Consider the following 24,959-nt stretch of genomic DNA (forward strand, 5'->3'; position numbering starts at 1 on the left):
GCATTTGACCGCTCCAAGCCTGCGCTTCCCTGTAAAAACTGATTGACCGTGACTGCGGGCGGCATTTCTTCGCCGCTCGCTCTACACCCCGCTTCCCATGCTCGAGTTTCTTCGCCGCCAGACCAAGCCCATCATGATCTCGCTTGCCGCGATCATCATCATTGCGTTCACCTTCTGGGGAGGGCAGACCAATCGGAAAGAGCCGGGCATGCATTCCGCTGAGGACACGGCGTTCACGATCTACGGCAAGGAACACACCTTTGCCGAACACTCCCGCCTGGATCGCCTGTACCGTCTGGCCTACGGCATGGGGCTTTCTTCTCCCACGGGTCGCGGCGACTTCGCCAGCACCATGGGCTTTGTGGTTCAGAAGTATCAGGCTGAGGGGATGATCCCGGTGGACTTTGCGTTCAACCTCCTGGTGCTGCGTGAGGAACTGGAGAAGAACGGGGTGCAAGCCACCAACGAAGAGGCTCGTGAAGCCTTCCGGAAGCTTCCTATTTTCCAAAGCAAAGATGGCAACTTTGATGGCAATGTGGCTGAACAGTTCCAAAACAACATCGGTGCGTTGGGGCTGCGTGACACCGATGTCTTCGATGTCCTGCGTGACTGGATCGGCTTCCAGCGCCTGCATGAGATCGTGGCTGGCAACGCCGTGCTGAACAACAACGTTTCCAAGCAGCTCTACGCTTCCACGTTCCAAACCGTCAAAGCGGCCTCCATCCCTTTCGTCACGGACGACTTCAAGAAAGACGCCAAGCCGACGGATGAAGAGATCGCCAAGTATTACGAAGAGAAGAAGGAAATATTCAAAACCGCACCCAAGCGCGCCATTTCCTATGTGCTGTTCGCAAAGCCGGATGTGGAGAAGCTCAATGCAGAAGACACCGTCAAGGCCCGCAACGAGTTTGCTGCCAAGGTGAACGACTTCGGTGTGGCGGCAATTGCCCCAGGAGCAAAGCTTGAAGACGTGGCCAAGAACGCCAAGGTGGAGCTCAAGACGGAGGCCCTCTTCACCATGGAAGCTCCTCCTGAGGCTCTGAAAGAAGAACCCAGCCTCATCAGCGAGATCTTCCGCATTGATCCCAAGAACCGTCCAGTGAGCGATCCGGTGGAAGGCTCGAAGGGCTACTACTTCTTCAGCGTGACGCAGGAAGAAGAGCCCAAGCAGCAGGAACTGGCTGACGTGAAGGAAAAAATCACGGAACAGCTCACCGCCCAGAAAGCCCAGGAGCTGATGACGAAGGCGGCCAGCGAGGCCCGCAAGAAGCTGGAAGAAGCCATCAAGGGTGGCAAGACGTTCGAAGAGGCGGCCAAGGAGGCCAACCTCACACCGCAACAGCTGCCTGAGTTCTCCCCGTCCAATCCGCTGATGGACCGCACCAACGGCCGCGAAATCGCTGCCGAGACCCGCACCACCCCGGCTGGCAGCTTCACGAAGCCCCTGCCGACCGAGAACGGTGTGCTGCTCGTGTACGTGATCTCCAAGGAGCTTCGCAAGCGCGAAGACGGCGCTACCACCAAGGCCAACATTGAGAAGTCCCTCGACGGCATGATGCAGGGTGATATTTTCCGCGCTTGGTTCCAGCGTCGCCGTGACGAGGCCAAGGAAAACGCCGACCCGCTTCAGCGCCGCCTTCTTGGCCTTCAGTAATCGCCAGATCCCTGAGATCGGGGTGGCCAACGCATGTGAACATGAGTGACAACCCCGATCGCGACTTCCTCTATGACGAGGCCAGCGGCCTCGTCGCCATTGGAGAAATCGAGGAGGCCGTGACCCTCTACCGACGCTCGGTGGAGCTGGATCCGGCCTACTTTGACGGCTGGCATGCCTTGGGCATGGCCCTGCTGAAATCAGGACAGGTCAAAGAGGCCATCGGTGCTGGATTGATGGCCACCACCCTCCGCCCCAACGACCTTCTGGCCTGGACCGCCCTGTCCCAGATGTACGTGAAGAATGGCCAGATTGCCGAGGCAGAAGACGCCAAAGGCAAGGCCCGGATCCTCTCCCTGGGTGGCAAAGTTGTGCAGGCTCCCAAAGACGGAGCCTAGTCGCCAGCGACCGTTCGGGGGCGTTTTTCCCCATGACAGAGGCAGCTTTTTGCAGCATGGAAGGAGGTCCATGCCCAAGCCCTATTACATCACGACCGCCATTGACTACACCAATGCACCGCCGCACATCGGCCATGCTTATGAGAAGGTGTTGGCGGACGTCATGGCCCGCTTCCAGCGGCTGAACGGGCGTGAGGTGTACTTCCTCACCGGGGTGGATCAGCATGGCCAGAAGGTGCAGAAGAGCGCCGACAAGGCTGGCATCAGCCCTCAAGACTTCGTGGACGGGATTTCGCAGAAGTTCATTGAGCTCTGGGACAAGCTGGGTGTCCGCTATGATGGTTGGGCTGCCACCACCGCGGAGCCTCACAAGAAAGTCGTGCGGGCCATGCTGCAGAAGCTGCATGATGCCGGTCAGCTCTACAAACAGAGTTACACGGGCTTCTACAGCGTGCGCCAGGAACAGTTCCTCACGGACAAAGAACGTGGTCCAGACGGGACCTTTGGTGAGGAATGGGGCGAAGTCGTGGAGTTGGAGGAGTCAAACTGGTTCTTCAAGCTCAGCGAGCACGTGGACTGGCTGCGTGCCTACATCAAGTCCCACCCGGATTTCATCTTCCCGGCCTTCCGCACCAACGACGTGCTCAATGCCCTCGAAAACTCAGTGGGACAGGACCTGTGCATTTCCCGGCCGGTTGAGCGTCTGAGCTGGGGCATCCCGCTGCCTTTTGACGAGGGGTTTGTCAATTTCGTGTGGTTCGATGCGTTGACGAACTATATCAGCTTCGCCGGGTACCTCTCGGATGAGGTCGGCAATGAGGGGCTTCCTGAGTTCAAACGCATCTGGCCTGCCGATGCCCATGTCATCGGCAAGGACATTCTCGTGCCGGCGCATGCCATCTACTGGCCCATCATGTTGCATGCCTTGGGCTTCGCAGATGACCAGATGCCCAAGCTCATTGTCCACGGCTGGTGGAACATCAAGGGGCAGAAGATGAGCAAGACGCTCGGGAACGTCGTGGACCCCAACGAGGTGTCCAACGTGTTTACTCCTGAAGCCCTGCGCTATTACCTCATGAGGGACATGGCCACGGGTTATGATGCCGACCTCAGCGAGGAGCGCATGCAGATTGCCTACAATGAGCTTGCTCGCGGACTGGGCAATCTCCTGAACCGTGCGCTCAACATGTCCCAGAAGTACCGTGAGGGCGCGCTCTCCACGGGCGGCGGCTACGACGATGAGATCAACCAGGCCCTGCGCCAGACGGTGGCAGCGGCTCCGGCGGCGTATATCGAGGAAATGAACAACTGGGCAATCCACAACGGCATCGCCGAGGCGTGGAAGATCGTGACCCATGCGAACCAGTTCGTGGACCTGACCCAGCCGTTCAAGCTGGCCAAGGATCCGGAGCAGGCCGCCCGTCTGGACAGTGTGCTCTACCATCTGGCAGAAGCCCTGGCACACGTGAGCATCCTGCTAAGCCCCATCATGCCTGAAGCCTGCAAGAAGCTTCAGACCCAGCTGGGCTGGACTCCTGCCGAGGGGTTCCAGGTAAAGGATCTTGCCTGGGGACTCCTGCCCGAGGGGCATCAGCATGGCCTGCCGGTTCCGTTGTTCCCCCGCATCGAGTTTGGGGAGGCTGAGGCCAAGTAGGACTTTGGGCCCTGAGGCTGGTTCCCACCGTGGGGGCCAACGATCGGAAGCTGAAGTCCCAGCGGGGGAAAATGCATCCTGAAGCGAGATGTTAGATCTGCGGCGTTTCTCGTCCGCGGCCACGCCTCTGGCACCCCTTTCAGGGGGGCACAAATTGAACGCGTTTCGCAGTGGTATCGCTACGCTCAAGCCCTGGCAACCATGTGGAATGCCTTCGGCATATCGGCCCGTGGTTGAATGGTGTATTTTTTGGCACATCTCACTCGAAGCAGGCGGAGCACCTGCTCCACAGTGCGTCCGGGGAGTCGAAGTCCAGACCATCTTTCGCAAAGCGGGCCACTCCATGCCGAAGGTAGCTAGGGGCCGGGCGAGTTTGACGAGCCCATGCCCCTGGAAAGCAGAGTTATTCCCTGCACCCTGAAAGTGGTGCCAGACGAGAGACGCCGCGGTTCTGGCGTCCTTTCAGGATGCATTCAATTCACGGACGTCCAGGGGTTTTCGGTCGTGTTGCTCCCTCGACCCCTGGCTACCGTCTGAGATGCCTTCGGCAATCGGTCAGAGGGACAACTACCTCAGTTCAACGACGGATCCGCCGGCATGCGGGCCAGGAGCTTGTAGTAAGGGCCGAGGTCATCCAGCACCGTGGTCCACAAGTCGGTGGACGGTTGGGCCGTCACGATCTTGGAGAGCGGGGCGCAGGTGATCCAGGAGTTCTGTTCCAGCTCATTCTCCAGCTGGCCCTCTGACCATCCGGAATAGCCGACGAAGCCCCGCACGGAGCGGCCCTTGTCGAGCTCCTTCATGGCCTGTTCCGTGGACAGGTGGGTCTGCATCCGCAGCTCCCGTTTTTTGGAGTTCCAGTTGAAGGCGGCAAAGGAAAGTTTGTTGGTGCCCACGGGGCCGCCGAGGAACACGGGAACCTCACCGAGACGTCCCAGATCCTTGTCATCCAGAAGGTCGGCCACCCGCTTGTCCAGCGGCCGGTTCAGGATGTAGCCAAACGCTCCGTCCTCGGTGTTGTGCGAGGCAAGCAGAAGCACCGTGTGAAAGAAATTGGGATCCCGCAATGCGGGTGAGGCCACCAGCAGCGAACCACTGAGGGACTCAGGCTTGCTGTCGTCAAGATTCATGAGGGTATGACAGAAAAAGGTTGGCCCTGCGGCAGAATAATGTGCATTGCCCGGCATGGCAAGAAGCCTCCGGTAAATCTACATCAAGGATACGACTCTCGGAGATGACGCGAAGTTTGATGTTTGAGGCTTGAGCGCCTCTCCGCCCTGTCCCAGTATTCTCGCATGCAAGAACTGGAGAAACATCTGAAAGCCGGAAACGATCTGACGCCCGCCCAGGTGAGGGAAGCTGCCGCCTTCCTCCTTGATCCGGAGCCTGAGGCCACCTGCAAGGCGTCATTTCTGCGTACTCTGGCCCAGAAAGGGGAGAAGCCTGCCGAGATTGCCGGGTTTGTGAATGAGTTTCTGGAGCATGCGCTGTCTCCCGGGATCGATCCGGCCACGCTCTCCGGACCCATGCTGGATGTCGTAGGCACAGGTGGGGACAAACTGAACCTGTTCAACGTCTCCAGCACCGCCATGTTCATCCTCGCCGCTGGCGGGGTGTCAATCGTCAAGCACGGGAACCGTGGCATCACTGGCAAGAGCGGCGGAGCGGATGTGCTGGAGGCTCTGGGCGTGAAGATTGATCTTCCTCCCGCGGAGCTCGCCCGCTGTGTGCGTGAAGTGGGGATCGGCTTTGTTTTCGCCCAGATTTATCATCCCGCTTTCAAGGCAGTGTTGGAGGCCCGGAAACTCCTGGCCGCAGAGGGGCAGCGCAGCATCTTCAACATTCTGGGCCCCTTGCTGAATCCTGCGCGGCCGCCTTACCAACTGGTAGGGGTGTTTGATGAAAAGCTGGTGCCAGTGTTTGCAGAGATTCTGCAGCGTCTCGGCCGCAAGGCGGCGTGGGTTGTCTATGGGCGTACCGAAGACGGTCGCGGCATGGACGAGATCTCCACGCTTGGGAACAACACCATCGCCAAGGTAGAGAACGGTACCATCAGCCAATTTGAAATGAATGCCGCTGACCACGGCTTCCCCAAGGGAAGCCTGAGCGAGCTGGAAGGTGGGGCGGCTTCTGAAAACGCCAATGTTCTGGAAGGCGTGCTCGCCGGGACCATCAAAGGAGCGCGTCGGGATCTGGCGGTGCTCAACGCTGCCGCGGGCTTTGTCATTGTGGGCAAGGCTGAGGACCTGAAACAAGGTCGCGCCATGGCCGAGGAACTCCTCGATCGCGGTGCCGCTCACGCCAAGTTGCGGGCGCTGCACGATTGGATGTAGGGGAGAGAGGGAAGAGGGGGGAGGGAAAAGGGATAAGGAAGACGCAGTCAAGGGTCCGTATCGCTCGTGATGTGGACCTTGGCTGGCACAGTCCGATTTCACCCCAGTCTCTCAACCTTCCAGCCGTCCCGGTAGGAGCGCTTGATGTGGTGCTGGAGTTCCGGGTGGTGCGGCACGGTCATGCTGGTGCGATCCCACTCCAGCCATTGACCGGGGACGTGCTCGGCGAGGGTGCCTACCAGGACGATCTCCGTGAGCCGGGCGGCATGGGCGAAGTCGGCGCAGGACTTCCGGTCCTGCAAAATGGCGTCCACCCAGTCGTAGTAGTGATCCTGGCGGCCGAATCCTTTGGGATACTTTTCCGCGGGGAAGCTGCTCTCCGGCATCACGAAAGGCCGGACGGTGTAGGGTTTGAAGATCGATCCCTTGGTTCCTATCCAGAGTCCACCCGCGAGAGGAAATTTGGTCATGCCTTGAGGCAGGGGAATGCGGGAGGTATCAGGAGTCAAATCTCCGTCGGTCCAGGACAGTTTCAAGGTGTCGCCTTCGATCAGGTCGTTGGCGCCTTGTCCGGCGAACTCAAACTCCACCCGCCGGTGCTTCGCCCACAGGCCTTCACCGGACTCGCCCGTGGCGGTCTGTCGGACGCGGGTGGGAGGGGACAGGTTGAGTCCGTCCACGGTGCTGTCAAAGTGGTGGCAGCCCATGTCGCCCAATTCTCCGACGCCGAAGTCGCGCCATGCGCGCCACACTTGGGGGTGGTAGGTGCTGTCGTGGTAGGGGCGGGCATCGCGAACGCCCACCCAGGCATCCCAGTCCAACTCATTGGGAATAGGATCGGGTCGCTTGCGCAGGTTCGTATTGGCGGGCCACCAGTTGAGCGGTTTGTTCTCCCACAGGATCACTTCCTTGATGGGGCCGACGGCCTTGGTGCGGAGCAATTCAGCCATCATGCGGCTTTCGATGCTGGACCGCCCCTGATTGCCCAGTTGAGTGACGACGCCCGCTTTGGCCGCCTCCCGGGCGATCACCCGGCACTCATGCACGGTGGGGGCCATGGGCTTCTGGAGATAGACATGCTTCCGGGCACGCAGCGCCAGAACGGCCATGGGCGCGTGCATGTGGTCCGGCGTGCCAATCGTGACTGCGTCGAACTGGTCGGCGTGGTTGGCGAGCAGCTCACGCCAGTCGCGAAATTTTCTCGCTTTGGGAAATTCCCGGGCACCTTGGGCAAGGTGGCGCTCGTCCACATCGCACAGGGCCACGATCTGAACCTTCCCATGGGTGGAGACGCTCCGCATGGTGTTGCCTCCCATGCGGGCCACACCAATGGACGCCACCTGCAGTTTGGAATTAGGGGCCGCGCACCGGACGACGGCAGGAAACGCCAGGGGGCTCAGAGCGGTGGCTGTAGCTTTGGCAAGAAAGCGGCGGCGTTTCATCGGTTCTCACAAACGCGAGAACCGCGCCACTACTGACACAATCGCCAGAAATACAACGGTATAGTGGAGGAACCATCCACCTTTAGATGACGGGACCGATGTTTCAGGGGCGAGGCTCTCTCACGGTTCTGCCAGCTTGAGGGCCAGGGTGGGGGGAGGCAGGTACGGATGCCTGGAGGAGGCCATGCCGTGTACCAGGCCGTTGTCGTTGATCTCAATCGTCTTGCGGAAGATCATCAACGTCACCTGACCGTTGGCATCCTCCCGGAGGAAATCCCGCAAGGCTTCGCTTTGGAGGGTGAATTCACCTTTTTGGACCCCTCGGGGGACCGTGAAGCTTCCCAGCAGACGGGCAGCGGAGAGGTCCACGGCATTGCCCTTGGTCACGTTGGCCGGTGCTGAGTCCCACGGGAGGTGGCCGGGTTCCCAGTTTTCGAGCTCCTCCTTGGTGATGGCATAGACTTCAAATTCGCAGTCAGGGACGGCGGAGGCCAGCCCCCAACCTGTGGGTTCAAAGGTCAGGATGAGCTCCGCGGCGGTGATGTTTTGGCGAGGGACAGCGGAGAGGTCAAAGCCAAGGTAGGCTTTGCGACGGGGGCCGCTCTTCTGCTCAGACGATTTCACCAGCAGTTGTGTGGTGGAGGTGTGCTCGTTGATGCTGGATGCGGTGTACCCGTCTTTGCCCCGTCCGTCCCGGGTGGAAATCAGTCTCCATTCCTTGCCCCGTTGCAGCACTGTAGCGGGTTGGGCGGACCAGCGTTCCTCCACGGGTCCCAGGCTCACGGGATCCAGATGATCTCCTTCCACCCGATTCTTTTGGCCGGTGCGGAGCTGCACCACCTTGTCGGTCGTGGGGTGCTCTACCTCCACCAGCCCCTCGAATACGTGCGTGCGCGTGGCGCCAGTATCCGATTCCACGTTGATGGCAAAGCGGGTGCCATGATCAACGACGCGGGCCGAGGGCGTCACGATCCTGAACCCGTGGGCTGACTCCGGCACATCTGCCACAGCCGTGCCCGCCACGAGGCTGGCATTCATGGCGTCCTGGATTTCAAACACCGCCGGAGACTCCAATGTCACCGTGGCTCCGGAGTCGAACTTCACGGTGGCCAGCCCTTCTTCCAATCGGAACTTTCCCTTGGCCAGCCGGGACCCCACGGCGGTAGGCAGGCTGCCCCCGCCCCAAGTGGCGGCGTCGGCATGTACCAGGGTGGCGAAGGTCGCAGGCTTCGCTGCTTGCTTGCCAATCAGCATTCCGGCCGCCAGAGCGACCAGAGCCACGCTCGCGGCGAGAGTCAGCTGCAACCACAGGGCACGCTTCAGCTTGATCGGTCTGGTTGCGCTTTCTGGAGCCGGATGAACTCCTTCCCTAAATTGTTCAATGCCATTGGCCTGAGCCTCCGGTCCCACGTGGTCCCAATGGAGCACCGCGTGATCTCGCAGAAGGTCCGCGATGATGCGACGGGATTCTCCGCCGGCCTCGATGGCCGCTTCCAGAGCCTCGCGCTCGGGGGCGGTGAGCCGTCCCTCGATGTGGGCATGCACGAGGTCCGCCAGTTGTTGGAGTTCAGCGTCGGTCATGGGGTCTGGGTCTGGCTGGAGCGTTCCACGCATTGATAGAGGTTCTGTCGCAGCCGGCTGAGCAGGCGGTACACAGCAGTCTCGGTTCTTTCCACGGCCCGGGCGATGCGGTCGATCGAGGCTTCATCGCGATAGCGCATCTGGATGATGTTGCGGTGGTCGGCATTGAGCTTGGCCAGGCACTGGGCCAGAGCCTGCTCGCGGGCCACCCAGCGGCCTTCAGTGATGGCGGACTCTGCTTCATCACTGAGCAGCTCCAGAGCGCGTTCGCCTATGGTTTCCGTGTTCTCCTTCTTCACCCGGCGGCGATGCGCGATCACCTGGTGGAAAAGGATCTTCCGCGCCCAGGCGGGGAAATTGGTGCCCAGTTCGAAGCGGTCAAAACACCGCCACATCACGACTTTTCCCTCCTGCAGGATATCCTGAGCGTCCTGAGCCGCTGGCACCAGGCCGGTGACGTACAGGGCGAGCTGCCGGTCATGCTGGGTCAGCAGCCGCAAGAAGGCCTCGGTGCGGTCCTCGGGTGGGGGTGGGGTGGGAGTGGAAGGGGGGCTCATGGCAACGGGCGCAACTACTGGAACAAGGCATAATTTGACCTCATTGGACACGGCAGATTTTTATCCTGTTGGGAGATCCAGAAGAAAAAGAGGTGTCCAATGCGTAGTGGTTTTGCCTTTTTCAGCAAATCATGCGCTCGAATTGCTTCATTCGCGTTCTTGGACCAGGCATCCTGGTGGTGTTGCTGTCCGTAAAACCGGCGGTCGCTGTAGATTCGGGAGGAATCACCTTCTTCGAAAACGAGGTGCGCCCCCTGCTGGTGAAGCACTGCTATGAATGCCACTCGCAGGAGTCTGGCAAAGCCAAGGGGGGGCTACTGCTGGACCGCCGGGAAGGCTGGGCAACGGGCGGGGATGCGGGGCCGGCAGTGGTACCGGGAAAGGTGGCGGAGAGCCTCTTGATAGCCTCAGTGCGGTATGAGAAACCCGATCTACAGATGCCTCCCAAGTCGCGACTCAACGCGGCAGAGGTGGCGGTACTGGAGCGGTGGGTGGCCATGGGGGCCCCGGATCCACGAGAAGCTGCGCTCGCGGCCGCCACGCAAAAGAAGCAGATCGACTTCGTTGCCGCCCGCAAGACGTGGGCCTATCGGGAGCACCAGGCGGAACCGGTGCCCGTTCCTGCCGTCAAACAGGCGGACTGGCCGCGAGAAGAGATGGATCACTTTATCCTGGCCCGTCTGGAGGAGTCAGGGCATCAACCTGCCGCCGATGCACCGGCCCGGGCTCTGGTGCGCCGGCTGTACTATGATCTCACCGGCCTTCCCCCGTCTCCTGAGGATGCTGACGATTTTGTTGATTCCATGAACCGTGAGGGCGAGGCTGCATTGACGGCTCTGGTGGACCGGTTGTTGGCGAGCGCGTCGTTTGGCGAGACTTGGGGCAGGCATTGGCTGGATCTGGCGCGGTATGCGGATTCCAACGGCGGGGATCGCAACTACACCTACTACCAGGCATGGCGGTACCGGAACTATGTCATTGATGCCTTCAATGCCGACAAGCCCTTCTACACTTTTGTCAAAGAGCAGCTCGCCGGCGACCTGTTGCCCTGGAGCACGGACTCTCAAAGACGGGAGCAGCTCGTTGCCAGCACCTTCCTGACGCTGGGACCCAAGATGCTCACGGAGCGGGACAAGGAGAAGATCCGGCTCGATGTGGCGGACGAGCAGATCGATACGGTAGGCCGGGCCTTCCTCGGTCTGACGCTGGGCTGCGCCCGGTGCCACGATCACAAGTTTGATCCCGTGAGCCAGCAGGATTATTACGCGCTGGCTGGCATCTTCCGCTCCACCCAGGTGGTGATGGGGACCCGCAACGGATGTGTCAATGTGGCGAGCTGGGTGGAGCGTCCGCTGCCGGTGCCCGAGCCCCAGCGGGGCGAGCTGGAACAGCAGGTGACCCGTCTGGAGTTGATCATGCGGCTGAAGGTGGAGAAAGACTTCAAACAGAAATCTGGCGGCAAGAAGACGCTGGATGACCTTCCTCTGGCCGGAGTGGTGTACGACGAGGCGGATGCAGAACTCACAGGAGCATGGAAAAGCTCGACGCTCTCACCGAAGCGGTTCGGGGAAACGTACATCCATGACGACCGCCAGGAGAAGGGAGGCAGACAGGCGCTGTTCCGCGGCAGCCTGCCGGAGAGCGGCGTGTATGAGGTGCGGGTGGCCTACAGCCCGGGTGGGAATCGCAGCCGCTCAGTGCCGGTCACGGTGGAGGCGGGCGATGGGGTTCATGAAATCATCCTTGATCAGACGAAGGAGCCCACGGTGGCTGGGCTGTTCCAGCCCGTGGGGCGGTTTGAGTTCAAGAAAGGCGCCCGTGCCAACGTGATGCTCAGCAACCGCGGCACCATTGGCTATGTGATGGTGGACGCGGTGCAGTTTGTCGCTGTGAAGGACATCGCCCGGGAGGCGGAAGTGCTGGCGATGAGCGGGGGGGGGACGGACCCCGTCTTCAAGATGTCGGCCGGGGAACTGTCCAAGGCGTTGACGAAGCAGATTGACGAACTCAAAGATGCGGAACTGGCCATGGCACCCCGCGATGCAGAGGATGCGGGCGACTGCCACCTGCGCATCCGTGGGGAAGTGGCACAGCGCGGGCCATTGGTGGCGCGAAACTTTCCCCAGGTACTACACTCCGGGCCTCCGCCGGTCATCTCTTCCGGTGCCAGCGGTCGCCTGGAACTGGCCATTTGGATCACCGGTCCACAAAACGGTCTGCTGGACCGGGTGATGGTGAACCGCCTTTGGTCGCAGCTCTTCCGTCGGGGCATTGTGGGGACGGTGGACAACTTTGGCATCCAGGGGGAGACTCCGACTCATCCGGAACTGCTGGAGCATCTGGCCCAACGTTTTCGCTCCAGCGGGGGTTCAATGAAAGCACTTATCCGTGAAATGGTGCTGAGCCGTACCTACCGGCTCGCGGCAGCTCCAGAGTCGAAGCTGGTCGCAGTCGATCCGGAAAACCGCCTGTTCGGTCGGCATCAGCCCCGGCGCCTGTCGGCGGAGGAGATCCGGGACAGCCTTCTGTTGTTGGGAGGGAGGCTCACCTTGGAAAGGGGCAACGCCACGGCAGGCTCCTACGGCGAGGACCTCGACGGGAAAATAGATGTCACCAAGCTCCCGGTACGCAGTGTCTACCTGCCGATGGCGAGGAACAATCTGGCCGCCGACCTGGAGGTGTTTGACGCCGCCAACCCGGAGGTGACGGTGGGCGAGCGCACTCCCACTACAGTGCCGACACAAGCGCTCTACCTGTTGAACAGCGAGGTGCTTCAGGCTCAGGCGAGGGAGTTGGGGGCGGGCGCCTATCTCTTCGACGACCCAGATGCGGTAAACCGCCTGTACCGGAGCGTGCTCGGCCGCCTTCCTCATCCGGCAGAACGGGAACGTGCTGTCACCTTCGTCAGGGACGGAGGGGCGGATCGCGAACAGGCGCTGGCAGACCTTGCCCATGTCCTGCTCGCCTCCACGGAATTTCTCTTCCTCGACTGAACCTCTGCGACCTTCCTGCCATGAACTCTGTCTCCGCTTGCCACCGATTTGATGCCCCCACCTTCAGCCGTCGCACGGCGTTGAAGACGGCCGCGTGTGGGTTTGGATCCCTGGCCTTCTCCAGCCTGGCCTCAGCCGCTGCGGGGGGCGCGTCAGGAGCGCTGCCCATCGGTCTGCATCATGCGCCGCGAGCCCGGCGGGTGATTTTTCTGTTCATGCATGGCGGGCCGTCACAGGTGGACACGTTTGACTACAAGCCCCGGCTGCAGGCGGATGACGGCAAGCGTCTGCCCTTTGCCCCCGCGGACAACCTGGATCCTGCGGCCGCCAGCCAGGCCAAACTCATGGGCTCTCCCTGGGCGTTCAAGCAGCATGGCGAGTCAGGCCTGTGGTGCAGTGAGTTGTTTCCTAATGTCGCCCAGCACATGGATGACCTGTGCGTGATCCGCTCCATGCAGAGCAAGGGGCAGTCGCACGGTCAGGCGGTGTGCATGATGCACACGGGCGCGGACAACTTTGTGCGGCCCTCGCTCGGCTCCTGGGTCAGCTACGGGCTGGGCACGGAGAACGCCAACCTTCCGGCCTTTGTCAGCATCAGCCCTCCGGCGGGTCACGGTGGTCCGCGGAACTACGGCTCCGCCTTCCTCCCGGCGGCGCACCAGGGCACCACGGTGGGACGCAGTGGAAAACTGGGCAAGGAGGCGACTTTTCGTTTCCTCGACTCCGGTTCAACCCCTGAGCGCCAGCACCGCAAGCTGGAACTGCTGCAGGCCATGAACCGTGAAAATCTGGAGCGCACGCGGCTGGCCCCGGTGGAAGGCATGATCGCGTCCATGGAGCTGGCGTTCCGCATGCAGCAGGAGGCCCCGGAGGTGATGAACCTTGCGGGCGAACCCGATCACATCAAGGACCTGTATGGCATCGGCAAGGAGCCCACGGACAACTATGGGCGCCAGTGTCTGCTGGCGCGCCGTTTTGCGGAGGCGGGTGTCCGTTTCATCCAGGTGTCCACGGGCTATACGTGGGACCAGCATTCCGGGCTGGTGAAGGGGCATGAGAGCAACTGCGCCCGGGTGGACCGGCCCATCGCGGGACTGCTGGCGGACCTCAAACAACGAGGCTTGCTGGAAGACACCCTGGTGGTTTGGGGCGGAGAGTTCGGCCGCACACCCATCGTCCAAGGGGTGAATGGCCGGGATCACAATCCGCAAGGTTTCACCATGTGGCTCGCGGGCGGCGGCGTGAAGAGCGGCCACGCCCATGGGGAGACGGACGAGTTTGGCTACTATGCGGTCAAGGACAAGGTCCACATGCATGATCTGCACGCCACCTTGTTGCATCTCATGGGCATTGATCACGAACGACTGACCTACCGCTACGCGGGCCGCGATTTCCGGCTGACAGACGTGTACGGCCACGTGGTGCGCGAGATTTTTGCCTGACATCTGCATTGAATAGGTGAGGGGGGTCTCCGGGATGGGGAAACTGTGCCCGCGACTGGCGAGAATCGATTTTTACGATTTCCCTTCAAAAGGCCAAGGATGGGGAAGGAGAATGCGTCTTGAGGTTATTCTTTACGCGCATGTTCCCCCTCGATGAAATTCAGCTTTCAGACGCCCTCCTGGTGGAGCGTGCCCGTCGTGGCGAGAAGGACGGCTTCGAGAGCCTGTTCGACAGGTACTACGAGCGGATCCGCCAGTATGCCTACCGGATCGTCCTGGAGCATCACGCCGCTGATGATGTGGCACAGGAGACCTTCATCCGGGCGGCGCGCAAGCTGCCAGGCCTGGAGCAGGGTGTGGCCTTTCTTTCCTGGTTGTTCACCATTGCTTCCAATGTGGCGCGTGACTACCTGCGCCGCCAGCAGTCCCAGCGGGCCAAGGCCTTCGCCGCCTATCAGGAGCAGGGAGGAGGGGAACGACCGTCAGAGAGTCAGTGCGCCCCAACGAACCAGCAGACCCGGCTTCTGCGGGCCATGCAGGCGCTCTCCCCAAGCCAGCGGGAGGCTGTGGCGCTGGTCTATTTTGAGAATTGCAGCCATGGCGAAGCTGCCAAGAGGGCGGGATGTGCCGAATCCACCATCTCATGGCGGGTCTTCCTGGCCAAACGAACCCTTAAAAAGCTACTGACGTCATGAGCAATCAAGATGAATGGATGAAGAAGGTGCTGGCCGGCGTGCAGGCTGGCCCGGCTGACCTCAGGGTGAAGAGTGAGGCTCGCCGCCGTGCCCTGGCAGCCTTTGGAGATGACCGCCCTGAGCCCGCACAGCATGCAACCGTGCAGGCCTGGATGTTGATCTCCACTGTCACCGTGGCGGTTGCCCTGGTGGTGCTGGCGGTCGATGCGTTGTTGGTTCATGAACCCAAGCCGGGTGTCTCTGGCAATCCCCAGCTGCTTGCTGAGATGGAACGGCTTTTCCCCCGTCAGCTGGATGCCGTCATTCGAGATGGGGACAAAGTGGACGTGGAACTCTTCGAGAGTCCGCGGGACACGGCTGTGGACCAGCGCATCCTGGTGACCCTCTATGACAAAGGACGCAAGATCGAGGTATTCACCTACAGCGGCCACGAGGTGTGTCTGGAGCGGGCCGGGGCGCATCTCTGCTTTACGCCACTGTTGACTGGAGATGGCGCGGTACTGGTGGTGACGGATGGAAGTGTCATGAAGTCACCCAATGGCGCGGTACTGGCGGGATTCCAATGGTCTGCACAATCCTTGCCGGAGGTGCCGTCATGAACTGGATGTCTGCGGTGTTTTGGGCGGGGATGGTGGGGCCCTTGCTGGCCGCGCCTGATGCCGGCAGTGTGAAGCTCCTGGCAGTGGACGGGCCCGTGGGCCGCGATGCGAGGGTGCCGGTGGAGAAATTCATCGAACCCAAGATGGTCATCTCCATGACCTTCCTCGCACCTGCCGGTGAACGGCCCGATCTCAGGGCGAATGTGTATCTGGACGGAGGCGAGCTGGGTGCCCTGCTGCTGGAGAACCTCCCCTTCCATCTGGCTGACCGGCCCGGGCATCCCGCATTGCTGGAAGGAGACTTTGCTTTTTCGCTGCCTGCGGACGTCAAAGGGGGGCGGATCAGGCTGGTGGTTCGTTCCGGCCAGTCTGGCAGCCCGGTTGACTCTGGAGAGGTGAGCGTCCAGCTCGTAGATCGGGACAAGATCAGGAAAAGCCTGCAAGCCCACGAGCGGGCCCAACGATCGCTGGCAGTGTTCGGTCGCGTCCCTGGACTCCGCGAGATGCTGAGGGAATGGAGAATCCCTTTCGAGGACCTGGGGCCGGATCTGCCGGAACGTGTCTCCAAAGGCGTGCTGGCAGTAGGCGATCTGGAGGGCGCGTTCCGTATGCCGGACGTGCAGGAGAGCGCCGCCTTGATCCTGGTGAAGAACTCCCTGGATGAGCCTGAGGGGATCAAGGAAATCAAGTCAGACAACCACATGACAATCCTCGCCAACCGGCGGCAGGCGGGGGAGTGGCGGCATGAGCCGGCACTGCAAAAGCTGCTGCTTCAAGTCATCGAACATCAACTTTCCGATCATGAATAAGTCCATCCTGTCCATCTTGTTTCTGCTGGCTGCCGGCTTGACGTTGCGCGGCGCTGAGGCGGATGCCGTGGCACCCGTGACCGTGGCGGTGCTTCCCTTTGACGCATCCGACGAGAAGCTCCAGGCCGCAGGAGGGGAGGTGGCGGCCTTGCTCTCTGCCCAACTCACCACCCAGGAGCACCTGTGGGTGGTGGAGCGTGCGGAGATGGACAAGCTGCTGGCAGAGCAGACGATGAAACTCACGGGGCTGGTGGATCCAGCGTCGGCTGCGCAAGTAGGGCGCATTCTGGGCGCGAGGGTGCTGGTGACGGGCCGCCTCATCAAGTCTGGAGAGAAGCTCGTACTGGTGGGCAAGGTGATGAGCACGGAAACTTCCCGGGTCTTTGGTGAGACGACCACAGCCCCTGGTCTGGATGCGCTGGAGAAGCCGGTGCAGGACCTGGCGGAGAAGGTGGGGCAACTCATCACCAAACAACGTCTGGCCCTGGTGCCACCGACGGTCACCAGGGAACAGCGCATGGCCCGTATGAAGGAGCAGCTTCAAGGCAAATCGCTGGCTTCTGTGCAGATCGACATCAAGGAGCAGGCCCTGCACCAGAAGACGGTTGATCCTGCCGTGGCCACCGAGATGGGAAAAGTGCTGATGGAGCTGGGAGGTGAAGTCGTGGACGCGAAACACAACACGACGGAGGCTGCTCTGCTGATCAGTGGCGAGGCGTTCAGCGAGACGGGAGCACGGCGGGGACAGCTGGTTTCCAGCAGGGCTCGTGTGGAGCTTCAAGTGCTGAGGCGGTCCGACAACAAGGTGCTGGCCGTTGACCGGGAGTCGGGCGTGGCCGTGGACATCGCCGAAGCTTCGGCCGGAAAAGCAGCCCTCCAGGAGGCGGCGCTCAATCTCGTCGAACGACTGCTGCCGAAAGTGGTGAAACCTTGAACCGTTCCTGCATTCGCAACCCCTGACGGCGTCCCCATGAGCACACCCGGACAAATCCTGATGACATTCATCACCCTGATGTGCTTGTGGGGGGCAACCGGGTTAGGCGCTGAATCGGAATCCGAACCTGTGAAAGTGGCAGTGCTGGGTGAGGGACAAACGCAGAGCCTGGCGGACCTGCTCATGGTGGAGCTCGGCAGGAATGAAGCCTGCCAACTGGTCGAGCGGGGAGAGCTCCGCCGCCTGGCCGACGAGGCTTCTGTGCAAAAGTTGAGCGGCGTTTCGCGTCCGGTTGCGCTGGCCCGCCTTGCAGGAGCGGATGCGCTTGTCTTCCTTGAACTGAAGGAGACGGAACCCAAAAAGAGCGCGGTGGCAGTGACACTGGTGGGCACCAGGGATGGCCGCATCCGCCGCATCGTCTGGGTGCCGGTTGAAGGTGAAGCCAGCACGAGTGCCCGGCTGGCTGCGGCCCGGTTGCTTCCGATGCTGCCAAGTTTGCAGAGGGGAGCGGCAGACAAAGGGGCGGGGGAGTCCGTGTCGCTGCTGGGATTGCGGGCGCAAGTGCCTGACGCGACCCTGGTGGAGCTGGAAACCAACCTCAACGCCCTGTTGGCTCATCGCCTCTCTGCCTATCCAGGGCTGGTCGTGCTCGAACGGTGGAGAATGGATGACCTGGTATTTGAAAACAACCTGGCGAAAGCTGCCGCGGAGGATTTTGCCACCGGAGGGCGGCTGGCGTCGGGTTCATTGAAACAAGTAGGCGACGTGATTGACGTCCGGCTTGTGGTGAAACGGGCAGAGAGCGGGCCTGGCGTGGTGACGGACCTGGAAGGTGCCGTGTCGCAACTCCCCGAATTGGTGGAGCGTCTCGCCGGGAAGATCGCCGGAGTGCCAGTGAACGGAGTGGTGCCGTGGAAACCGCAAGAGGAGGCGCGCACCTTTGGTGAACTGGGGGAGTGGCTGATGAAACATGGATTGTGGCGGCAGTCCGCCCAAGCCTTTGAGTCTGCTGTGGCCCTGGGGGACCGGCGTCTTCCCACCTTGATTGCCAGGGCTCATGCCTATTCTCTTTGCGCTTACCCTGATGACCTCCGCTCCGGCTACTCCACGGATGGAGGCTATCGCCAGGGCCTCCTCACGCCGGAATCAATGGGCTATCGTCTGGAGTCGGCCACCAAAGCAGTGCATGCAGCGGCGGACATCGCCCACCGGGAGATGGATGCCACCGAGCCGAAGCGACCGGGCATGGAGACGCCGCCCCTGCTGGGCAGGCAGATTCTGCGGGCCGCCCTGTGCACGCTGCGCGGTGCGCATGAACTCAACGTGCACATCAAGTACATGTCGCAGGTCACCGCTTTGCGCGCCGCCATGCAGCGGTTGGTGGCGGTGCTGGATGCCGGCCCGATGCGGCAGGACCTCTTTTATCAACTCAACAAGGCCGCGTATGCCGCCTACTGGTGTGCCACGCCTGCAGACACACTGGCTTACTATCGCACGGTGCTGGCTCCAGGGTATGGGCGGGACATTCGTGACCTGCTCAAAGCAGGCTGGGATAAAAGCCTGCGGCGGGGCTTCTGCAACGACTCCCAGAGGCATGGTCCGATGCTCGATTTCCCTCTTGAAAACTCCACGGTGGTGGATCGTATGCAGCGTGGCGCAGAGCGGCTCATTGACTGGCAGGCACCTGATCAGAATTCGGTGCTGCCGCTCTGGAGGAGTTTCCTCGATTCCTTGCAGGCTTCATCATCCCCCCGGGATCAGGCCGATGGCCTGGGGTTTCAGATGAAGTCGCATCGGCTTCCGGCTTCACGCATCAGGGATCTGGAGTTGGCGGCGGCCTTGTTCACGCGGCATCGTGCCATGCTGACCTCTGCGGATGGCGAGGTCATGCTGGCCGCAATGAAGCCTGACTTTCTGTCTATCGGTGCGCCTCCTCAAAAGCTGGCCCCGGCGCTGAAGAGCATGAGCGTCTTCCTGAGGGAGCTCTTTGATCAGGCGTCGTGGATCCCTCGCGACTGGATGATCGGCGTTGATTGGATGACTTCGGGGATCGCGAAAGCAGCCTTGAAGGCTGACGAAGTGGCCCCCTTGTTGAAAGCCATGAATGGCTACCGGGAGCGCACTCGTGCAGATGCGCGATGGGAGGAATTCGATCCCATCATGCGTCAACCCATGTCGGCCATTTTCGAGGCGGCGAGGAAGAAGCTGGAAGAGGCATGGCCTGCCGAACAGAAGGCCATCCCCACGCCTGCGACAGGCGTGCCGCCCTACATAGTGACTCGTTTTTGGAATCCAGCCCGCCATGCCTCAAACGCGGGTTATCGAGGGGCGATCGAGGGCACCTCCGTTTTGCTCACTGGGGGACAGATGTGGATCATGTATCTGGGAGGAGGGGTGATCAGTGTGGATGAGCGCACCTTCGAGACCACGGTGTGGGAGGCACCGTCGCGGACTTCCCTCCTGCGCGGGTTGCTGGAGAGCGTGGTGGTGCAGCCTCAGCACATTTATGTGGCCACACAGGAGGGAGTCTGGCGGTGCAATCGGGATGCGAAGGACTGGTCAAAACTGGAGCTGCCTAAAACGGTCTATCGATTGCAGCACCTGGCGAAGGGTGTGGGAATCACGTATGGGAATGATCCCTCGATCAGTCGCGGTGTGGGGCAGGGGGCCGGGGTGGGCATGCTGGATCAAGATCAAGTGCGGTGGATTGCCTCCACCCGACGGCGGCCGGCTGAGCATCCCTTCGACGAAGCCCCGGTCAGGCAGCTGCTAGGGATATTTCCGGGAACCCGAGGTGAACCCTGGCTTGCCTGGAATCAGGACATTCGAAAAGTGGCAGTGCATCCGTTGAACGCAAAGCTTGATGAGGGGCTGAAGTTCACGAACTGGCTGCAGGTGGTGTCCTGCGGCGACCGGACGCTGCTTTTCGAGATCTTCCGCCCTCCAGGCGAGTATTTGAAGGTGTCGCAGGTGTGGGCTCTCCGTCCAGACCGCGACCAGCCCGAATTGTTGATGCATCATCCGGCGGCGCTCACTCTCCCCGCCGGAACCACGCCGGTGTGGAAGTTTCCAGATTCCCTTCCGCAAGGTTCTCGCGGATCCTTGACCTATTGTGCGGTGCTTCGCGGGGAGAGTCTGTGGGTTCTCAGCATCGAGAAGGAGAACTTTCAGGACGTGAAGGCGACGTACACTCTGTGGGGATTTCTGCGGGGGCGGCCAGACCCTGTGAAGGTGCCGCTGCAGTTCGAACTACAGCCAGAAGATCTGGCAGTGATGTCGAAGGACCCCCTCTCAGATCCCTATGGGAAGACGCTGAATCCAGAGTGCACCCAACGGAATTTTATTGCCGGGGAGCACGGCCTGGTGGTCACAGGATGGCGGTGTAAAGGAGTCTGGATGTTACCCTGGGAAGAGTTGGACAAATGGATCCGGGATCATGCTGCCATGGGCAGCGTCCGCTGAAGAGGCGGAAGGCGAAATTGTACAGAGCCTCAAAAAGCCTTGTCGAGGGAAGGGCGCTCCCCCTAGAATTTGCGGAATTCGCAAATAACCTGCCTTTGCCTTCATGAACCGTCGTGCATTTCTCGCCCTAGCTGGAGGATCTATGGTGGGGGGAGTCCATTCCGAAGAGACCACCCCACCCATCGCGCAAGGGGTGCCGTTGCACCTTGAACCTCTGGCATTCGAGCCAGAAGCACTCGAGCCTTACATTGACGCCCAGACCATGCGCCTGCACTATGAGGTGCATCATGCCGCTTACCTGAACCGTTTGCAGGCGGCGCTCCGCGAAGGCAACCTCCGGGCCGCGAATGCCTTTTCTTTGATCCGGGGACTCAAGCATCCACCCGCCAGTGTCACCCCGGAACTGCAGACATCCCTTCGTCAGAACGGGGGCGGGCATGTGAATCACACCATCTTCTGGCGCATCCTCACACCACCGGGCAAGTCTCCCCAGGGACCCCAAGGGCGTCTCGCGGAGGCGATTCAGAAAGAGTATGGCAGCCTTGATACATTTAAGTCTGTCTTTGCTGCGGCAGCCATGAAGCGGTTCGGCTCAGGTTGGGCCTGGTTGAGTGTGAGAGAGGATGGGAAACTGATTGTGACCTCGACGCCTGATCAGGATAATCCTGCCATGTGTGGACTGGTGCCAGACGAGGAGTGCGGGCTGCCCATTCTGGGACTCGACGTGTGGGAGCATGCCTACTATCTGAAATACCAGAACCGACGTCAGGACTATGTGTCGGCGTGGTGGAACGTCGTCAACTGGACTCGGGTGGAGCGGAATTTTGCCGTGGTAACCGCCCGATGATGCTCTGGCAAAAATAAGAAGTCCAAACTCTCACTTTTCTACGTATAGAAGGGGACCTTCGCCTCCTCGATCCAAGAGGAGGTTGTTCCATGCTGCTTCTGTGGCAACGCAGGGCAAATCCTTCATTCACACCCTTCCCATTTATGAACCGCCGCAGTTTCCTTGTTGCTGGTGGAGCCGCCGTCGCGGGCTCCGTGTTGCCGTCCCCTCTGCACGCCGCAGCGGCGTTTCCGCTGGAGCTGGGCAAGTTGCCGTATGCGCCGGAGGCCCTTGAGCCGCACATCGACGCCCAGACGATGACGATTCACCACGACAAGCACCACGCCGCTTACGTGACCAATCTCAACAAGGCACTTGATGCTGCCAAAGTGAGCGGCAAAGACGCTCTTACGCTCATCAAGGATCTCTCTGCCCTTCCGGCAGATGCGCAGACTGCCGTGCGCAACAATGGCGGCGGCCACGTGAACCACACCCTCTTCTGGAGCTGGATGGCACCTGCCGGCAGCGGTGCCAAGGGCCCGGAAGGCAAGCTGGGCGCGGCGATCCAGAGCACTTTCTCAAGTGTCGATGACTTCAAGAAACTCTTCGGTGAAGCGGCCACCAAGCGCTTTGGTTCCGGTTGGGCTTGGCTCGTTGTCAAAGCCGACGGCAAACTGGCAGTGACCAGCACGCCGAATCAGGACAATCCCTGGATGAAGGGGATCGTGCCGGACAGCGATCTGGGCACACCGATCCTCGGTCTCGATGTCTGGGAGCATGCCTACTATCTCAAGTATCAGAACAAGCGTCCTGACTACATCACCGCCTGGTGGAACGTGGTCAACTGGGCCGAGGTGGCCAAGGGTTACGCGGCTGCGGCAGCCTAACCGAAAAAAACCCAGACGAAAAGCCAGAGTCTGAATGAACCCCCAATCCTGTCATAAATTCGACGGGGTTGGGGTTCATTTTTGGAAGCTGAGGAACTGCCGACCTGGTCGCTGGTTCAACGCGAGGCTCTAGCCCAATTTTTGGCGGCCATCGGACGTCGACTTGTCGCCACTGCGATGTCCCGGTGGCGGATGGGTATGAAAGAGACCCTGGTGCTGACGGCGGGAAGGGCAGGCGGAGTGGTGGTCGGGAGCGTTACCGTGAAGGTGGCTCCCTTGCTTAATCCCTCACTGGTCACCTGAATGCTGCCGCCATGCAATTCGACGAGGTGTTTTACAATCGAAAGACCCAGCCCGAGCCCATCGCGCCGTCGGGTGGTGCTGGAGTCGCCGCGAAGGAAGCGATCAAATACGTGCGGAAGGAGGGCAGAATCAATCCCCTGGCCGTTGTCCGCAATCTTAAAGGTCAAATGCGAGGGAGTGCCCTCCAGATGCAGATGAATGCTGCCGCCAGGCGGGGTGAATTTGATCGCGTTGGTGAGCAGATTGCCAAAAATCTGGTGAAGTCGAACGGGGTCTCCGTCAGCCATCGCAGAACAACCGGCAAGCGATGTGTAAACCAGGACCTTTCTCAAACATGCCTGGGGTTTGAGCATGTCGACGGTGAGTTGGATGACGGCGGCAAGGTCCACCGGCTGCAGTTCGAGTCGGAGCTTCCCCGAGGCCATCCTGGTTATGTCGAGGAGGTCTTCAATGAGGCGGGACTGACTGATGGCACTCGTCCGGATGACCGCAAGACCCTGGGCCAGTTCGTCAGGGGTGAGCGGGCCTGATGCGAGGATCTCCGCCCAGGCCATGATGGCTTGAAGCGGGGTGCGAAGTTCATGGGCGAGTACGGCGAGAAAATGATCCTTGATGCCAATCTGGCGTTTTGCCTCCAGATACTCCGACTCCAGCAAGGTTTCTCCCGCCAATACTCCCGTGAAGTCATGGGTGATAACCGCGCTGCTGGCGGGGCCCAGTTCACTGGACTCTGGGGAGGATCCTGTTTTTTCCCTCGCAGCGAGACCCACATGCTTAATCGAGGCTGCCTGGCCGTTCAGGCAGGTGCAATCAGGGACACACCTTCCCAGGCTCGGATGAAATATCCCCAAGACTGGGCCTCGCTCAATCTGCGGCGGTTCAAAGCCCGGAAGGAACTCCTCAGGCACCCTGTCAGCTTGCGACAGCATGCGGTGGACACCAAAACCGGAAGCGGAAGTGGATTCGTCAATTTGCATTTGGAGGAAGCGTGAGAGTATCGAACCTTGGAGTTGAACCAGGTTTCGCGCGGGGAGCTTTCAGGCCGGGCGGGGTGCCGTACGGGTTGAGGGCACCACGAAAATGGATTCGGACTTGTGTCCGGCGATCGCGTCGTCTGACTTCTGTTGCTCATCCGCAAAGTTAGACGGTGCGGGGGCTTCTGTTTCGAAGCGTGTGATGTCCATGGCGTTCGTGGGCGAAGGATCCAAGCGCGAGGCTGACCAGCCTCGTGGCCTGAAGGTGTGGGGAGGTTTGATGGTGATCTTCATGGAATGATGATCGCTGGAAGTGGACTTCGGCGCTATGGGGTGTATTCCCATCGGTGAGTGGGGCGCGAGGTGTTGCCAAGCTGGTCAGGCGTCTTTTTTGCGCTTTTCCCTGGAATCACCCCGGTCTTCTCCACCGCCTTTTTTGTCCGGACTTTTCTTGCTGCCATCTTTCGAACCTGGGGCGACTTTTTCCTCCGGGCGTCCGGTGGAGCGAGGTGGATCGCCCCTTTCCCCCTGAGAAGGGGGCTTCCCTGCTTCTTCCCGCTTGGCCTCAGGCGGCGGAGAGTTCCTGGGCTTGTGATTCCGCTCCGGCTGCACGAGAGGCGGCGGCGTTTCCTGAACCCTGGCATCGCGTGGCTTTTGGGTCGCTTGTTCTGATGGTTCCAGCATCGGTTTTTTTGGTCCTTCCGTGGCCGCGCCTTTTTCGGAGGGAGAGGGTGCGCTTTGTTTGGGAGGTTCATCAACCCCCTTGCTGGAGCGGGTGGGGGTGGCATTTCCGGCGGAACCGTCCCGCCGCGGGCTGGCTGCGGGAATCTTTCCATTCCGGTCCATCTTCGGCAATTCATCGCGGGAGGAGGTTTCGCGAGAGTCGGGCGGGATGGTCATAGGCCTCGGTCGTACGATGTCTGAGCGACGTTTGCCGGGCTCATCGTCTTTGGGGTCCTGGGACCGCGCTCGTGTAGCCGTGCTGCCATCTTTGGACATTGTGGCTGCGGCGGAGCGCGATTGAGTGCGATGCCGGACAGGATCCGGACGCCACTCCTGGGAGTTGGTGAGATGATTGTTGATGTAGCGGTCGGTGTCACCGTCCCCGCGACTCCTGTCCCGGTGATAGTCCCACCCCTTGTTCCAATCGCCCCGGTAAAGGCGATGGCGACGCCAGTCCCAGTCATAGTTCAGCCACGAGCCGACCAGATATCCGGTGCTGAAGATCAGCAGTGGGCTGGTTGTGGGACGTTGCACATACACCACCAGTGGGTCATAGCGGGGTATGTAGATGGAGTCGGGCTGGGTGGGAATGATGCGAATGGCGGAGTCATCGAGGACAATGCGCTGCTCCGGTGTATCCACGAGATTTCCCAAGGCCCTGGCGGTGGCACGGAGTTCCTGAATGTTCTCCAT

The 24,959-nt window shown here is 60.8% G+C and carries 19 protein-coding genes; 13 read left to right on the top strand and 6 right to left on the bottom strand.

Annotation, left to right across the window (positions count from 1 at the left end; all coding sequences use genetic code 11):
* Positions 1 to 97 precede the first annotated feature (97 nt).
* The 3 genes from BV034_RS07830 to metG all read left to right on the top strand — a co-directional run bounded on the left by BV034_RS07830 (position 98) and on the right by metG (position 3,706).
* Entirely contained in the window at positions 98 to 1,654 is a 1,557-nt protein-coding gene (locus tag BV034_RS07830; protein WP_050025783.1) for a peptidyl-prolyl cis-trans isomerase, read from the top strand.
* A 41-nt stretch (positions 1,655 to 1,695) separates the two neighbouring features.
* Positions 1,696 to 2,052, top strand: coding sequence for a tetratricopeptide repeat protein (locus tag BV034_RS07835; RefSeq protein WP_050025785.1), 357 nt, complete (start codon positions 1,696 to 1,698; stop codon positions 2,050 to 2,052).
* Positions 2,053 to 2,122: 70 nt separating this feature from the next.
* Positions 2,123 to 3,706, top strand: coding sequence for a methionine--tRNA ligase (gene metG / locus BV034_RS07840; protein ID WP_050025787.1), 1,584 nt, complete (start codon positions 2,123 to 2,125; stop codon positions 3,704 to 3,706).
* Between the two features lie 572 nt (positions 3,707 to 4,278).
* Here the strand turns inward: metG and BV034_RS07845 are convergent.
* Complete coding sequence (locus BV034_RS07845) at positions 4,279 to 4,836, bottom strand: YqgE/AlgH family protein (RefSeq protein ID WP_029190758.1); 558 nt, start codon at positions 4,834 to 4,836, stop codon at positions 4,279 to 4,281.
* A 165-nt stretch (positions 4,837 to 5,001) separates the two neighbouring features.
* On the opposite strand from BV034_RS07845, the gene trpD reads away from it, so the two are divergent.
* Positions 5,002 to 6,039, top strand: a complete 1,038-nt coding sequence (trpD, locus tag BV034_RS07850; RefSeq protein WP_050025789.1) for an anthranilate phosphoribosyltransferase — start codon at positions 5,002 to 5,004, stop codon at positions 6,037 to 6,039.
* A 98-nt stretch (positions 6,040 to 6,137) separates the two neighbouring features.
* Here the strand turns inward: trpD and BV034_RS07855 are convergent, their stop codons facing one another.
* From BV034_RS07855 to BV034_RS07865, 3 genes are all read right to left on the bottom strand, one after another.
* Positions 6,138 to 7,481, bottom strand: coding sequence for a Gfo/Idh/MocA family oxidoreductase (locus BV034_RS07855; protein ID WP_050025790.1), 1,344 nt, complete (start codon positions 7,479 to 7,481; stop codon positions 6,138 to 6,140).
* 120 nt (positions 7,482 to 7,601) lie between these two features.
* Positions 7,602 to 9,062 (bottom strand): DNRLRE domain-containing protein, encoded by a 1,461-nt coding sequence (locus BV034_RS07860; RefSeq protein ID WP_050025792.1) that lies wholly within the window; start codon positions 9,060 to 9,062, stop codon positions 7,602 to 7,604.
* Entirely contained in the window at positions 9,059 to 9,619 is a 561-nt protein-coding gene (locus BV034_RS07865) for a sigma-70 family RNA polymerase sigma factor (RefSeq protein WP_050025794.1), read from the bottom strand. Before BV034_RS07865 ends, BV034_RS07860 begins: the two co-directional genes overlap by 4 nt.
* 131 nt (positions 9,620 to 9,750) lie before the next feature.
* Here BV034_RS07865 and BV034_RS07870 point away from each other — a divergent pair, with 131 nt between their 5' ends.
* The 9 genes from BV034_RS07870 to BV034_RS07910 all read left to right on the top strand — a co-directional run bounded on the left by BV034_RS07870 (position 9,751) and on the right by BV034_RS07910 (position 22,266).
* Positions 9,751 to 12,612 carry a DUF1549 domain-containing protein gene (locus BV034_RS07870; RefSeq protein WP_050025796.1) on the top strand — a complete coding sequence of 954 codons (2,862 nt, stop codon included), beginning with the start codon at positions 9,751 to 9,753 and terminating at the stop codon, positions 12,610 to 12,612.
* Between the two features lie 20 nt (positions 12,613 to 12,632).
* Positions 12,633 to 14,054, top strand: a complete 1,422-nt coding sequence (locus BV034_RS07875; RefSeq protein WP_081887656.1) for a DUF1501 domain-containing protein — start codon at positions 12,633 to 12,635, stop codon at positions 14,052 to 14,054.
* Between the two features lie 140 nt (positions 14,055 to 14,194).
* The gene (locus tag BV034_RS07880) at positions 14,195 to 14,749 is read left to right on the top strand and encodes an RNA polymerase sigma factor (RefSeq protein ID WP_050025798.1); all 555 of its coding nucleotides are present in this window, start codon (positions 14,195 to 14,197) and stop codon (positions 14,747 to 14,749) included.
* A complete protein-coding gene (locus BV034_RS07885) occupies positions 14,746 to 15,348 on the top strand; it encodes a hypothetical protein (RefSeq protein WP_050025799.1) in 603 nt (200 codons plus the stop codon). The genes BV034_RS07880 and BV034_RS07885 overlap by 4 nt, the downstream gene beginning before the upstream one ends.
* The gene (locus BV034_RS07890; RefSeq protein ID WP_050025801.1) at positions 15,345 to 16,157 is read left to right on the top strand and encodes a hypothetical protein; all 813 of its coding nucleotides are present in this window, start codon (positions 15,345 to 15,347) and stop codon (positions 16,155 to 16,157) included. The genes BV034_RS07885 and BV034_RS07890 overlap by 4 nt, the downstream gene beginning before the upstream one ends.
* Complete coding sequence (locus BV034_RS07895) at positions 16,150 to 17,091, top strand: CsgG/HfaB family protein (RefSeq protein WP_050025802.1); 942 nt, start codon at positions 16,150 to 16,152, stop codon at positions 17,089 to 17,091. The genes BV034_RS07890 and BV034_RS07895 overlap by 8 nt, the downstream gene beginning before the upstream one ends.
* 36 nt (positions 17,092 to 17,127) lie before the next feature.
* Entirely contained in the window at positions 17,128 to 20,553 is a 3,426-nt protein-coding gene (locus BV034_RS07900; RefSeq protein ID WP_050025804.1) for a hypothetical protein, read from the top strand.
* A gap of 103 nt (positions 20,554 to 20,656) precedes the next feature.
* Positions 20,657 to 21,400, top strand: coding sequence for a superoxide dismutase (locus BV034_RS07905; protein WP_265592757.1), 744 nt, complete (start codon positions 20,657 to 20,659; stop codon positions 21,398 to 21,400).
* Between the two features lie 143 nt (positions 21,401 to 21,543).
* On the top strand, positions 21,544 to 22,266 hold the full coding sequence (locus BV034_RS07910) for a superoxide dismutase (RefSeq protein ID WP_265592758.1): 723 nt from the start codon (positions 21,544 to 21,546) through the stop codon (positions 22,264 to 22,266).
* Positions 22,267 to 22,382: 116 nt separating this feature from the next.
* On the opposite strand, the gene BV034_RS07915 is transcribed toward BV034_RS07910, so the two are convergent.
* Both BV034_RS07915 and BV034_RS07920 read right to left on the bottom strand, forming a co-directional pair.
* A complete protein-coding gene (locus BV034_RS07915) occupies positions 22,383 to 23,498 on the bottom strand; it encodes a HAMP domain-containing sensor histidine kinase (RefSeq protein ID WP_265592759.1) in 1,116 nt (371 codons plus the stop codon).
* A gap of 423 nt (positions 23,499 to 23,921) precedes the next feature.
* Positions 23,922 to 24,959 (bottom strand): DUF3300 domain-containing protein (locus BV034_RS07920; RefSeq protein ID WP_050025806.1); only part of this gene is annotated, 1,038 nt, incomplete at its 5' end.

The sequence above is a fragment of the Verrucomicrobium sp. BvORR034 genome, from assembly GCF_000739635.1.
Lineage (GTDB): Bacteria > Verrucomicrobiota > Verrucomicrobiia > Verrucomicrobiales > Verrucomicrobiaceae > Verrucomicrobium.